The following is a 13,807-nucleotide window of genomic DNA, read 5'->3' on the forward strand; positions in this document are numbered from 1 at the left end:
TTTTGTCTATAGAAAGCGCCTCTAGCTGCATAATTATCAAGCAAATTTATATATAAATTAATGCAACAATATCAACTATGTTCGCTTTTCATACGCCTTAGAGTAAAGACTTTAAAATTTAGCGTGGCGTTATTGAGCGTTCCATGAAGGAGTTAAAACGAGGAAACACTGTAAAATGGGTATTTATGTGTGCTTGCCACAACGCTCTGTATTGCGCTGAGAGAGCTAACTGCTGATATTGCATAATAGACCAAGCTTCACTGGGCTTATAAGCCACGGCCCCTTGCTGGCAGCTCTGGCTTTTATACCAACCTACTGGTGGGGTAGCTTCGCTATTTGCTAAAAACAAATTAGGTGCCACAAAACCACTTTGTGCACACAGCCAAGCTTGCTTCGTTTTTGGTAGCGCGTATTCATCCTCAAAACCATTAAAGTGCATTAACTCATGTAAAAACACTTGGTAACCTGCTTTTGAATTTAATTGCATAATGCCACTGCGCACATTTGCACTTCCCTGCTTGGGCATCATTACTATAAAGTCAAAATCAGTAGGAAGCTGTTTTTTTAGCCTAGCGGTTTGCCAATCGCACTGCGCCATTTTATTTGCTGCACTACTACAATTAATAGCACCGCCAACATAAATCGGTTGCGATAAACAAAAAACCCCAGCACTGGGCTCAGGGCGCTTATTGTATTGCTTTATAAGTTTAGCGAGCTTATATAACCCGCTACGGTGATCGCTCATCATTAACACGTTAAACAAACATTGTTCATCCGCTTTAACCTCTGAACTCAATGATAAAAAACCAAGGCGCTGCATAAACGCTGTGGGCAGGCTGCTATAAGGCTGAGTTGTTTGCAGTTTAAGATGATTTAATGCATCTCCCTCAGGCAATAACCCCTGCTTTGCCAATAATTTAAGATCGCCCCATTGAGATTGAGCTAATAACTCCATCGCTAATGCTTGGCGTTTTGACTCACTCATAGTATGGGTGTTTTTTTGCCAAAATAACTTTGCAGTATCGGTATGGTTATTTTTTAATAATTTAAGTGAATATCTATATTGCGCGGCAGGTATTTTATTTCGCGCTAATGAAGCGAGCGCAATATCAGGGAGTTGCTGTAAATGCAGAGAAAAATAATCAGGAAATAGCCAATAACTTTGTATTATATTGGCCTTGGCATTTAAAACTTGCCAAAAGCCAATACTGTTAGCATGATTACTCGAGCCACTAATTAATAGGCTACACAGTAATACTACCGCTAGTTTATAACGCTTAGCTTTCGTCAACACCTGTCATCAGCTCAAGTTCTAATCGCGCATATTTATATTCAATAAACTCATGCACGTTAGTAGCCAGTGCCAGCTTAAAATAATCAGCGGCTAAATTAATATTACCTGCTGCTTGATGCGATTTTGCCAAATAAAAGTAAGCCTCGCATAATCGCTGTGCGTATTCTTGCTCTGATTTAACCCCATCACTAATAACAGATAAAAAATCATGTTCGCTAATATCGCCCAGGTAAAGCGCAATTAACTGATACGCCCATTGCGATTCATCAAGTGCTTTAGCATTGGTTTTAAGCACACTAAGTGCTTTAACTTTATCATCCTGTGCTTGCGCTAAAAAAAGCCATAACACACGGTAAGGATCGTTTGGAGAGCGCGCTAAAAACTCATTAAAATCGTTTTGTGCAAGCTCAGCTCTGTCGCCATAGTACAGTGCAATACCACGATTTAAATACGCATATTCATGTTCTTCGTTAAGCTCAAGGGCTGAATCAAAAAGTTCATAGGCTTTTTCATACTGCTGCATTAAGGTATGTTGAATACCTAAAAAATTATACACCTCGGCTAAATCTGGTTTTAATTTAACAGCACGATTAAAGTCAATTCGCGACAACGTGGTCATGCCTAAACTGTCAAATAATACACCCCGATCATAATAAAGTTTTGCTTGTTGCTCAGGGCTTAGATCTACTCTATTTAGTAGCTCTGAATAACGTGCAATTGCAATTTCACTTCTAAAATCAGAGGCGAGAGGCGCAGTAAAAGGCACATTAACAATCGGCATTGACTCAGCTTTTGAAGTGCTTTGGCACGCGCTTAAAGACAAAATAGTAAAAGATGCCAAGGCTAAATGTTTGAGTGTCATTAAAATCCTTAATACCAAGGTAAGTAGCAAATAAATAAGACATGCGATGTCTAGTAAGGTTCATATTAACTGCGTTTAGCTAATAAATTATTTAACGCTTTAAAATAATGATATCCATTCAACTTAAGCGCTTAAAATAATTAACTTTAAATTCAATTGCTATAAGCAGTTAGTTTCATTAAAGCATAAAAAAAGGGGCTAAACAGCCCCTTTTTATGTTATCCAGTAAATATAACCGGATTAAGTATTAGCAATTATGCGTCAGTTGGCGCATCAGCTGCAGGTGCTGCAGATTCCATTGCTTCTTTAATACTTAGACGTACACGGCCTTGGCGGTCTACTTCTAGTACTTTAACTTTAACTTCTTGACCTTCAGAAAGGTGATCAGTCACGTTATTAACACGCTCAGTACTAATTTGCGAAATATGTACTAGACCATCTTTACCAGGAAGAATATTTACAAACGCACCAAAATCAACAATACGTACAACTTTACCTTCGTAGATAGTACCTACTTCAAGCTCAGCAGTTAATTGTTCAATGCGGCTAATTGCATTTGCTGCGCTTTCGCCGTCAGTTGCTGCAATTTTGATTGTGCCATCATCACCAATTTCAATCGTTGTACCAGTTTCTTCAGTAAGTTGACGAATTGTTGCGCCACCTTTACCAATAACTTCAGCGATTTTCTTCTGTGGGATCTTCATAGTATAAATACGTGGAGCAAACTGAGAAAGCTCTTCAGACGGTGCAGAAATTGCTTTGTCCATCACTTCTAAGATATGTAAACGTGCAGCTTTTGCTTGTTTAAGCGCAATTTGCATGATTTCTTGAGTGATACCTTCAATCTTAATGTCCATTTGTAGTGCTGTAATACCGCCAGCAGTACCCGCAACTTTAAAGTCCATGTCGCCTAAGTGATCTTCATCACCTAAGATGTCAGAAAGTACAACAAACTTATCGTCTTCTTTAACTAGACCCATTGCGATACCCGCAACAGACGCTTTAATTGGTACACCAGCATTCATAAGTGCAAGTGAAGTACCACACACAGAAGCCATTGAAGATGAACCGTTTGATTCAGTGATTTCAGATACTACACGGATTGAATATGGGAATTCAGTCAATGTTGGCATTACTGCTGCAATACCACGCTTAGCAAGGTTACCATGGCCGATTTCACGACGCTTAGGAGAACCAACAAAACCAGTTTCGCCTACACAAAATGGAGGGAAGTTGTAGTTAAGCATAAAGTGGTTTTTGTGCGTGCCAGTTAAATCGTCGATTAACTGTGAATCACGCTCTGTACCAAGTGTAGCTGTTACAAGTGCTTGAGTTTCGCCACGAGTAAAGATAGCAGAACCGTGAGTACGCGGTAATACGCCAGTCATTACGTCAAGTGCACGAATCATATCTGGTTCACGACCATCGATACGCTTTTCGCCAGCAGCGATACGGCCACGAACGATTTTCTTCTCAAGTGAACCGAAGATTTTACCAATTTCTTGCTTATCTAAAGACTCGCCTTCAGCAAGTTCGCTTGTTAATACAGCAACAACTTCATCTTTAGCTACGCCAAGTGCTTCTTTACGCGCTACTTTATCTGTAATGCGGTAAGCTTCGCCCACTTTATCAGCAGCAATAGACGCTACTTTCTCTTCAAGTGATACGTTTTTAGCTGGTGCAGTCCAATCCCAAGTAGGCTTGCCTGCTTCTGCTTTAAATTCTTTAATTGCTGTAATGATCGCTTGAGCTTGCTCATGACCATAAACAACCGCACCTAGCATAATGTCTTCTGCAAGTACGTCTGCTTCTGACTCAACCATTAATACTGCGTTATCAGTACCAGCAACAACTAAGTCTAGCTTGCTTTCTTCTAGCTCTTTTAGTGTTGGGTTAAGTACGTATTCGCCGTCGATGTAACCAACGCGAGTAGCACCAATTGGACCACTGAACGGAATACCAGAGATAGCAAGTGCAGCTGAAGTACCAATTAACGCAACCATATCAGGTTGAATTTCAGGGTTAACAGAAACAACAGTAGCAATAACTTGTACTTCGTTTACAAAACCACTTGGGAAAAGTGGACGAATTGGACGGTCAATAAGACGTGCAATAAGTGTTTCGCCATCGTTAGGACGACCTTCGCGCTTTAAGAAACCACCAGGGATACGACCAGCAGCGTACATACGCTCTTGGTAGTTAACTGTTAGTGGGAAAAAGTCTTGGCCAGGTTGCGCTTCACGTTTACCAACAACAGTAACAAGTACTGAAGTGTCGCCAATGCTTGCAAGTACAGCGCCGTCTGCTTGACGAGCGATTGCACCAGTTTCTAGTGTCACTGTGTGTTGACCTAGTTGAAATTCTTTAATAATTGCTTGCACTTAAAATATTCCTTAAATGTTTTAAAATGTTTTTAAGTTGTCATCTAAGTACCAATTACAGTACATAATTGTATTTATTTTAAAATCAATTAAGTACTACAATTGGCGATGACGTAAATAAACGTAACTAAACCTTTTTAGCTACGCGCATAGTATATACCAAAGCGCCGTTAGAATGCGAGTCTAGCTATTAGATAAAAGCTAAGCCTTATGAAGGCTAAAAATGACGACCTTTGCTTACCTATTAAATGGAGATTTTATTTTATAATTTAAGGTGTTTATAAAACGTCGTGCTGAATTTTAGGCACAAAAAAAGGAGCTAAAAAGCTCCTTTTTTGATAATCAAGTGCTTAGCGACGTAGGCCAAGTTCTTTGATTAACGCAGTATAACGCGTGATGTCTTTACCTTTAAGGTAATCAAGCAATTTACGACGTTGGCTAACTTTGCGAAGCAGACCACGACGTGAATGGAAGTCATGCTTGTGATCAGCAAAGTGACCTTGAAGCTTGTTGATATCAAAAGTAAGTAATGCTACTTGTACTTCAGGTGAACCAGTGTCGCCTTCAGCACGTGCGAATTTAGCAATGATATCGATTTTTTCTTGATTGCTTAGTGACATAATAACTCCAAAAATTAAATTTAAAAGGTGCTTTAGCCGATCACTAATTCAGCCAAAACGATTAAGCGGGCGTATTCTACCAATTGTACAAATAACTACAAGTTAATTATCCCATCAATATAAATAAGCTGCTGAAAATATTTAAAGCAACTATTTATTCGGGTTTTACATAATCATCTTGTTGGCTGGCCAAGCCACGTTTAACTTTTAAATGGCCGCTGGCATTACGCTCGCCTGTGCCAATAAAAATACCGTCAGCTACAACCTTAATTGCGCCTTCAGGCAAATCTATATCAAGGTCTATTGCTTGGCCGTGACTAAAAATACTGCCCTGCTCTTTACTTATCTCAACAACCGGTAAATCAACTAAAGCTGTATCGAGTGGCAATAACAACGCGTCTAAATAAGTAGAAGGTGCAACTTCTTCGTCTTTAGCTTTTGCTAATAACACTTCAATTTCATCTAGCGACACCATTTTTTCTGCAGGATATTGACCAACCGCAGTGCGGTGCAGCATAACAACGTGTGCGCCACAACCTAGCTTTTCACCTAAGTCGTCAACAATAGTACGAATGTAGGTGCCTTTAGATACATGCGCCGTCATTTGTATTACGTTATTCACTTCATCAAATTCGTCAAACGTTAAGCTAAACACGTTTATTTTTCTGCATTTACGTGGTACTTCAATACCCTCGCGTGCATACTTATATAAAGGCCTACCTTGATACTTAAGCGCCGAGTACATTGACGGGTACTGATCTGACTCACCAACAAAAGCGGCAATTTCTTTAATCAGTTGTTCACGCGTTACATTTACATCTTTAGTGCTAACAATTTCACCATCAGAATCTGATGTCGTTGTTCTCTCGCCTAATTTAGCGCGTACCACATAGGTTTTGTCTGTATCGAGTAAAAACTGTGTAAACTTGGTTGCCTCACCAAAGCAAATAGGCAGCATACCGGTTGCCAATGGATCTAGCGCACCTGTGTGCCCCGCCTTTTGTGCAAAGTACACACCTTTTGTTTGCTGTAGTGCTTTATTTGATGAAATGCCAATTGGTTTGTTTAACAACAAAATACCGTCAACTGGACGGCCTTTACTGCGCTTTGCCATCTGTATTAGTGCCTTCTTCGCTATCTGTATCAATATCTACGTGCTTAGTCTCATCTTCGCTGTTAGTTACGTCATCTTCATGATCAGTGCTGTCTTCAACATCTGTTTCATCTGCAACATGTTTAGCGTTGTCTTCGCGAATAATGGAATCAACTAAGTTAGATATACGCATACCTTCCATTAGTGAGTTATCAACTAAAAACTTTAACTCAGGCATAATACGTGCACGAATACGCTTACCTAATAACGAGCGGATATAACCGGTCGCTTCGTTAAGTACGTTTGCACTTTGCTTCGCTGCATTATCATCTTGCGTATTAAATACCGTAATGAATATTTTCGCATAAGATAAATCGCGCGATACTTCTACCGCTGACACTGTCACCATACCTAAGCGTGGATCTTTTATTTCGCGTTGTAAAATTACCGCAATTTCTTTTTGAATTTGCTGAGCAACACGATCTGTACGAGAAAATTCTCTCATTGCATTTGTCCTAAAATCATAACCTATTGGAATATAATAATAAGTTAATTAAATAATGGATACACAAATGGGGGCTAAGCCCCCATTTATTAGTCTAGCTAGCTAACAATTAAAGAGTACGTTGTATTTCAACTGTTTCAAATACTTCAATTTGGTCGCCAACACGAACGTCATTGTAGTTCTTAACGCCGATACCACATTCCATGCCGTTACGAACATCAGCAACATCGTCTTTAAAGCGACGAAGTGACTCAAGTTCACCTTCGTAGATAACCACGTTATCACGAAGTACACGAATTGGAGCGCTACGTTTAATAACACCTTCAGTAACCATACAACCAGCAATTGCGCCAATTTTTGGAGACTTAAACACGTCACGAACCTGAGCAAGACCAATAATCTCTTGCTTAAATTCTGGTGCCAACATACCCGACATTGCTTGTTTAACTTCGTCAATCAAGCTGTAGATTACGCTGTAGTAACGCAAGTCTAAGTTTTCAGACTCAATTACTTTACGAGCAGAAGCATCAGCACGAACGTTAAAGCCAACCACAATTGCGTTAGACGCTGCTGCAAGTGTTGCATCAGTTTCGGTAATACCACCAACACCTGAACCTACTATCTTCACTTTCACTTCATCAGTAGAGAGTTTAGTTAGTGAATCAGAGATTGCTTCGATTGAACCTTGAACGTCAGCTTTAAGTACCACGTTAACTTCAGACACATCGCCTTCAGTCATATGACTAAACATGTTTTCAAGCTTAGCTTTTTGTTGACGCGCTAGTTTAACATCACGGAATTTACCTTGACGATATAAAGCAACTTCACGCGCTTTACGCTCATCTTTAACTACAGTTGCTTCGTCGCCTGCAGCCGGAATACCAGAAAGACCTAAAATTTCTACAGGAATAGAAGGACCCGCAGACTTAATGTCTTTACCGTTTTCATCGCGCATTGCACGAATACGACCATACTCAAGACCACATAATACAATGTCACCTTGGTTAAGCGTACCCGATTGAACAAGTATCGATGCAACTGGACCACGGCCTTTATCTAAGCGTGATTCAATAACAACACCTGCAGCCATACCAACAGTTGGAGCCGTAAGTTCTAGTAGTTCAGATTGGTTTAATACCGCTTCTAAAAGCTCATCAATACCTAAACCTGTTTTTGCAGAGATATGAACGTACTGCGTATCGCCGCCCCATTCTTCAGGAATAACGTCAAGCTGAGCTAGCTCGTTCTTAACGCGATCTGGGTCTACGCCTTCTTTATCCATTTTGTTTACAGCAATGATTAAAGGAACGCCAGCAGCACGTGCATGCTGTACCGCTTCTTTAGTTTGTGGCATAACACCATCATCAGCTGCAACCACTAAGATTACGATATCAGTCGCTTGAGCACCACGAGCACGCATTGAAGTAAATGCGGCGTGACCCGGAGTATCTAAGAAAGTGATCATGTTGCCATTAACATCAACATGGTATGCACCAATGTGCTGTGTAATACCACCGGCTTCGCCTGAGGCTACTTTAGCTGAACGAATGTAATCAAGTGTAGATGTTTTACCATGGTCAACGTGACCCATAACAGTTACAACTGGTGCACGTGGCTCAGACTTACCATCTTCATGGCGATCGTTTAGTACTTTTTGCTCTAATTCGTTTTCTTTAACAATGATAACTTTGTGGCCCATTTCTTCTGCAACAAGTTGTGCAGCTTCTTGGTCAATCACTTGGTTAATAGTAACCATGTCGCCCATTTTCATCATTGTTTTTACAACTTCAGCGCCTTTAACAGCCATGCGTGACGCAAGCTCTGCAACTGTAATTGTTTCGCTAATACGCACTTCATTTTTAACATCAGCAGTTGGTTTTGTAAAACCATGCTGTAGCGATGTAGGTGCTTTTAACTTGCCTTTATTACGGCCTTTAGACGCTGCAAATTTATCTTTTGCTGGCGCTTTTTTCTTTTTCTTCGCACGGCGTGTGCCTTGCTCATCACGAGCATCAGCAACATCTTCTGCTTCACGTGCGTAAGTAGAAGTTGTAAGGTGGTGATCAGATGTTTCTTCACGCTTCTTACGCTCTTCTTCTTCTTTCTTCCAGCGTGCTGAGTTCTCTTCAGCTAGCTTTCTTGCTTCTTCTGCTTGACGTTTCGCTTCTTCTTCAGCTTTCTTCAATGCGGCCTCTTCTGCTTCTTTTTGCAGACGCTCAGCTTCGATGCGATCTTTCTCAGACTTAGCACTTTGCTCTGGGGTCATCTGCTTTTGTTTCGCTTTACGCTCTGCATCAGCTTTGCGTTTAGCTTCTTCTTTAGCTTTACGATCAGCGTCTTCTTTCGCTTTACGTTCTGCCTCTTGTTTCGCTTTCAATTCTGCGGCTTCTTGTGCAGCTTTTTGCTGCTCTTCAAGGCGCAGTTTTTCTTCAGCGGCTAGGCGTAGCTCTTCTTGCTCTTGCTCCATTGCGCTTTTCTTCACGTAGGTACGTGTTTTGCGAACTTCAACTTGAACAGACTTTGCTTTGCCCGTTGAGCCAGTCACACTTAATGTGCTTTTGCTCTTACGTTGCAATGTCATACGCGCTGGGCCATCTGAACCTGTGCCGCCATGCTGCTTGCTTAAGTGATCAAGTAACGTCGCTTTTTCAGCTTCGGTTACGCTTTCGCCTGCTTGCTTGGTAATACCGGCTTGTGAAAACTGCTGTAGCAATTTATCAACAGTTGTACCTATATCACCGGCTAGTTTTTCAACATTTACTTCTGCCATAGTCTCTAATACCTCCGTTAATAAATTACTCGTCTGCAAACCAACAAATGTTACGTGCAGCCATAATCAGTTCACCTGCTTTTTCAGGTGATAGTTCTGTAATATCCACTAATTCATCAATACCTTGCTCAGCTAAGTCTTCAAGTGTAATTACACCCTTGCTTGCCATAACAAATGCTAAATGACGTTCTAAGCCTTCAAGCGCAAGTAAGTCTTCAGCTGGCTCTGCGCCATCTAAGCTTTCTTCCGTTTTAAGTGCTTTAGTGGTTAATGCGTCTTTTGCACGTGAGCGCAATAGATCAACCGTTTCTTCATCTAAGCCATCAATTTCTAAAAATTCAGATGCCGGTACATACGCAACTTCTTCAAGTGACGAGAAACCTTCGTTAATTAATAATGAAGCAAATTCATCATCAATTTCTAAATTTTCAGTAAATAAGTTAAGTAACTTATCTGACTCAGCTTCGTTTTTGCTACGCATGTCTTCAACAGTCATTACGTTTAGTTCCCAGCCAGTTAATTGGCTAGCTAAACGAACGTTTTGACCATTACGACCAATAGCTTGTGCTAGGTTATCAGCTTCTACAGCGATATCCATTGAGTGCGTATCTTCATCCATTACGATTGAAGCTACTTCTGCAGGTGCCATTGCGTTAATAACAAATTGTGCTGGGTTATCATCGTAAAGTACGATATCAACACGCTCACCGCCAAGTTCTGACGATACAGCTTGAACACGTGCGCCACGCATACCTACACAAGCACCAATTGGGTCAATACGTTTGTCGTTAGACTTAACCGCAATTTTAGCGCGCGAACCTGGATCACGTGCAGCGGCACGTAATTCAATCATTTCTTCGCCGATTTCTGGCACCTCAATGCGGAACAATTCCATTAGCATTTCAGGCTTAGAACGCGTTACAAATAATTGTGCGCCACGTGCTTCTGGCTTAACTTCGTATAGAAGACCGCGAATACGATCGCCTGGGCGGAAGTTTTCACGCGGTAGCATGTCGTCACGGTAAATTACCGCTTCAGCATTATTACCTAAATCAAGAACGATCGCGTCACGAGTGGCTTTTTTAACCACACCCGTTACTAACTCACCTTCTTTACTTTTGTATTCTTCTACAACTAAAGCACGCTCAGCTTCACGTACTTTTTGTACGATAACTTGCTTAGCCATTTGGGTTGTAATACGGTCAAATTTAATTGAGTCTATTTGCTCTTCAACGAAGTCACCCATTTGCAAGTCAGGTTCTTCAACTTGCGCTGCTTCTAGGGTAATTTCGCTGTATGGGTTCTCTAAAGACCCATCTTCTAATACTGCAGCAATCTGCCAGCGACGGTAAGTATCGTAGTCACCTGTTTTACGGTCAATTGCTACACGTACGTCGATGTCACCACCGTGCTTTTTCTTTGTTGCTGTTGCTAGAGCGAACTCTAAAGCTTCAAAAATCTTTTCTTTTGGAACCGCTTTCTCATTGGAGACGGCTTCAGCAACCAATAATATCTCTTTTGCCATGGGTTATGCCTCGCTTGCCCTATTCCTTTGCGCTCGAATTAAAACTTTGCAATTATGTTCGCACGCTCAATGTTGCTAAGCATAATTAAATGCTCTGTACCATCACTAGATAGTGTAATCATATCGCTAGTAACTGCTATTAAATCGCCTTTAAAATTACGACGACCGTCTTGTGGAAGTTTAGTACGTAATTGTACTTCCTCTCCTTGCGCCTGCTCGTAGTGATCTTGTTTGAATAATAGACGATCAACACCAGGAGACGATACTTCCAAATCATATTCATTTGTAATTGGGTCTTCGACATCTAAAATCGCACTTATTTGGCGACTCGCATCTGCACAATTATCAACTGAGATCCCAGCCTCATGAGTAATATAAACTCTTAAGGTAGAATGGCGACCCGCTTGTACAAACTCAAGACCATGTAATTCAAAACCTAACATTTCTACCGCTGGCGTTAACATAGCTACTAAATCTTGTTCAAGTTTTGTCACGAAAATCCTCCATACAAACAAAAAAAGGGCTTATAGCCCTAAAATATTGAGTTTAAATTTTGATTTGATCACCATGTCACAAATCAAACAGTGCAGATACAACAACGCCCCGAACCAAGCGGGGCGTCACACCAAAAAGCACAAAACTGTGTGGCCTAGGGCCAAGCTTGGTTGCGAGTCAAAAATCTGACTAAATTAAACTACAGTAGCTTAAACGCAAAACGCGCATTACTTAGAATGCGCGATATAAATTAGTAAGATTAAACCCACTATTATGATTGGTTGCGGGAGCCGGATTTGAACCGACGACCTTCGGGTTATGAGCCCGACGAGCTACCAGACTGCTCCATCCCGCGCCAATAGATACTAAACTTAATAATTTAATATCGCTGTTAGTAATATCTTTCAACATACTAAACAATGGCGGGTATTATAAGTATGTACGCCGTAATTAGCAACCATAATAAGTAATAAGTTTATAAAAAAAGTGACACCAAATAGCGTGTTTATAATTTAACGCGTAATTATTTAATTTTGTTAATTTTTGCACTTATTATCCAAATTTAGGAATTTTTAAATCTATGTTTTTATAAAGTAAGCGATCTTGATGTAATAATTTTGCGTATTAAATTTATTTGGCTTAGGCATGACACACTTTAATACTCTTAGACTCATTTTGGGCGATCAGCTCAACCCTGCTCACTCATGGTATAAAGATAAAAAAACCAATACCTTGTATGTTATTGCAGAGCTAAAACAAGAAACCAGCTATGTTAAGCACCATATTCAAAAAATCTGTGCATTTTTTTGCGCTATGGAAAACTTTGCAACAGCATTAAACCAAGCCGGATTTAATGTACTACATTTAACATTAAACGAAACCTGTAATGATGAAGATTTACCCGCATTGCTTACCCGTATAGCAGCGCAACATCAATGCAATACTATTGAGTACCAATACCCAGACGAATATAGATTAAAAACCCAGTTAGCCCACTTTGCAAACACCAGCCCATTAACGGTTAGCGGTGTTGACAGCGAGCATTTTTTACTGCCCTTTGAGGAAATAAAACACCGCTTTATAAAAGATAAACACATAACAATGGAGCATTTTTATCGCGCAATGCGCAAACAATTTAATATATTAATGGATAGCAACAAACCACACGGTGGAAAGTGGAACTTTGATAGTAATAACAGAAATAAATTTTCAGCCGCCGACTTAGCTCAAATCCCGCCGCCTAAATTATTTAATAACGATGTAAGTGCTATAATTGCGCGTTTAAATAAACATAATGTTAGCTACTTTGGTAAAGCCGCAGAGCAACTTCCTTGGCCCACAACCCGAAAACAAGCTATTAGCTGCTTAGATTATTTTTGCTTGTATTTACTGCCTCATTTTGGCCAGTTTCAAGATGCAATGACAGAGCAAAGTAAACATAACAGTAGCTTGTACCATAGCCGCTTATCGTTTGCTTTAAATGCAAAGTTAATACACCCACTGTATGTAATAAAGCGCGTAATAGCCCAGTACGAACAACGTCCTAATGATATTTCTATTGCTCAAGTAGAGGGGTTTGTTAGGCAAATATTGGGCTGGAGAGAGTACGTACGCGCAATTTACTGGATTAACATGCCTGATTACGCAACTAAAAATCAGCTTAAAGCCAAAAATACATTACCGCCGTATTTTTGGCATGCTAAAACTAAAATGAACTGCATGCACCATGCGCTCTGTGAAAGCTTAACTACTGCATACGCCCATCATATTCAGCGCCTCATGGTTATTGGTAATTTTTGTTTATTAACGGCTATAAACCCAGATGACGTTGATGCTTGGTATTTGGGCGTTTATATAGATGCTATTGAATGGGTAGAAATGCCCAATACTCGGGGTATGAGCCAATTTGCCGATGACGGAATTATTGCCACCAAACCCTATGCGGCAAGCGGTAACTATATTAATAAAATGAGCGACTACTGCAAAAATTGTCACTATAAAGTAAAACAAAAAGTGGGCGCTGGCGCCTGCCCGTTTAATAGCCTTTACTGGCATTTTATGCACACGCACAGAGCAAAGTTAGAAAAAAACCCACGTATTGGCATGGTGTATAAAAACTGGGATAAACAAGAGAATACGTTACAGCAAAGTACATTACAGCAAGCCACTTACTATTTGAACAATCTAGCAAGCCTGTAACTTTTAACTTCTTATCAGGACAGCAAAAAGCCGCTAAAAAGCGGCTTTACGGGGATAATCAAA

At 40.4% G+C, this 13,807-nt stretch carries 10 protein-coding genes and 1 tRNA gene; 1 reads left to right on the forward strand and 10 read right to left on the reverse strand.

Annotated elements, in window-relative coordinates:
* Window positions 1–118: 118 nt before the first annotated feature.
* The 10 genes from I6E78_RS02415 to I6E78_RS02460 all read right to left on the reverse strand — a co-directional run bounded on the left by I6E78_RS02415 (window position 119) and on the right by I6E78_RS02460 (window position 11,900).
* Window positions 119–1,294, reverse strand: a complete 1,176-nt coding sequence (locus I6E78_RS02415; RefSeq protein ID WP_086998332.1) for a hypothetical protein — start codon at window positions 1,292–1,294, stop codon at window positions 119–121.
* The gene (gene nlpI, locus I6E78_RS02420; protein ID WP_011327691.1) at window positions 1,278–2,156 is read right to left on the reverse strand and encodes a lipoprotein NlpI; all 879 of its coding nucleotides are present in this window, start codon (window positions 2,154–2,156) and stop codon (window positions 1,278–1,280) included. Before nlpI ends, I6E78_RS02415 begins: the two co-directional genes overlap by 17 nt.
* Before the next feature lie 254 nt (window positions 2,157–2,410).
* Entirely contained in the window at window positions 2,411–4,537 is a 2,127-nt protein-coding gene (gene pnp, locus I6E78_RS02425) for a polyribonucleotide nucleotidyltransferase (protein WP_011327690.1), read from the reverse strand.
* Between the two features lie 350 nt (window positions 4,538–4,887).
* A complete protein-coding gene (gene rpsO, locus I6E78_RS02430) occupies window positions 4,888–5,157 on the reverse strand; it encodes a 30S ribosomal protein S15 (RefSeq protein ID WP_011327689.1) in 270 nt (89 codons plus the stop codon).
* A 154-nt stretch (window positions 5,158–5,311) separates the two neighbouring features.
* On the reverse strand, window positions 5,312–6,271 hold the full coding sequence (truB, locus tag I6E78_RS02435; protein ID WP_197181870.1) for a tRNA pseudouridine(55) synthase TruB: 960 nt from the start codon (window positions 6,269–6,271) through the stop codon (window positions 5,312–5,314).
* Window positions 6,255–6,755 carry a 30S ribosome-binding factor RbfA gene (gene rbfA, locus I6E78_RS02440; protein ID WP_011327687.1) on the reverse strand — a complete coding sequence of 167 codons (501 nt, stop codon included), beginning with the start codon at window positions 6,753–6,755 and terminating at the stop codon, window positions 6,255–6,257. The genes truB and rbfA overlap by 17 nt, the downstream gene beginning before the upstream one ends.
* 109 nt (window positions 6,756–6,864) lie before the next feature.
* Window positions 6,865–9,525: a translation initiation factor IF-2 gene (gene infB, locus I6E78_RS02445; RefSeq protein WP_011327686.1), complete on the reverse strand. Its 2,661-nt coding sequence runs from the start codon at window positions 9,523–9,525 to the stop codon at window positions 6,865–6,867.
* 25 nt (window positions 9,526–9,550) lie between these two features.
* Window positions 9,551–11,050 carry a transcription termination factor NusA gene (gene nusA, locus I6E78_RS02450; protein ID WP_011327685.1) on the reverse strand — a complete coding sequence of 500 codons (1,500 nt, stop codon included), beginning with the start codon at window positions 11,048–11,050 and terminating at the stop codon, window positions 9,551–9,553.
* 38 nt (window positions 11,051–11,088) lie between these two features.
* On the reverse strand, window positions 11,089–11,544 hold the full coding sequence (gene rimP / locus I6E78_RS02455; RefSeq protein WP_041454374.1) for a ribosome maturation factor RimP: 456 nt from the start codon (window positions 11,542–11,544) through the stop codon (window positions 11,089–11,091).
* Between the two features lie 279 nt (window positions 11,545–11,823).
* Window positions 11,824–11,900: transfer RNA gene (locus I6E78_RS02460), tRNA-Met, on the reverse strand.
* A gap of 290 nt (window positions 11,901–12,190) precedes the next feature.
* Between I6E78_RS02460 and I6E78_RS02465 the strand changes: the two genes are divergently transcribed.
* The gene (locus I6E78_RS02465) at window positions 12,191–13,744 is read left to right on the forward strand and encodes a cryptochrome/photolyase family protein (protein WP_197181871.1); all 1,554 of its coding nucleotides are present in this window, start codon (window positions 12,191–12,193) and stop codon (window positions 13,742–13,744) included.
* Window positions 13,745–13,807 lie beyond the last annotated feature (63 nt).

Origin of the sequence: Pseudoalteromonas sp. NZS127, assembly GCF_015864805.1 — a bacterium.
Classification (GTDB): Bacteria; Pseudomonadota; Gammaproteobacteria; order Enterobacterales; family Alteromonadaceae; genus Pseudoalteromonas; species Pseudoalteromonas nigrifaciens.

Coding starts and splice junctions, on each gene's coding strand:
- nlpI (WP_011327691.1), bottom strand. CDS start 2,156: ATGACACTCAAACATTTAGCCTTGGCATCTTTTACTATTTTGTCTTTA.
- rpsO (WP_011327689.1), bottom strand. CDS start 5,157: ATGTCACTAAGCAATCAAGAAAAAATCGATATCATTGCTAAATTCGCA.
- truB (WP_197181870.1), bottom strand. CDS start 6,271: ATGGCAAAGCGCAGTAAAGGCCGTCCAGTTGACGGTATTTTGTTGTTA.
- rbfA (WP_011327687.1), bottom strand. CDS start 6,755: ATGAGAGAATTTTCTCGTACAGATCGTGTTGCTCAGCAAATTCAAAAA.
- infB (WP_011327686.1), bottom strand. CDS start 9,525: ATGGCAGAAGTAAATGTTGAAAAACTAGCCGGTGATATAGGTACAACT.
- nusA (WP_011327685.1), bottom strand. CDS start 11,050: ATGGCAAAAGAGATATTATTGGTTGCTGAAGCCGTCTCCAATGAGAAA.
- I6E78_RS02465 (WP_197181871.1), top strand. CDS start 12,191: ATGACACACTTTAATACTCTTAGACTCATTTTGGGCGATCAGCTCAAC.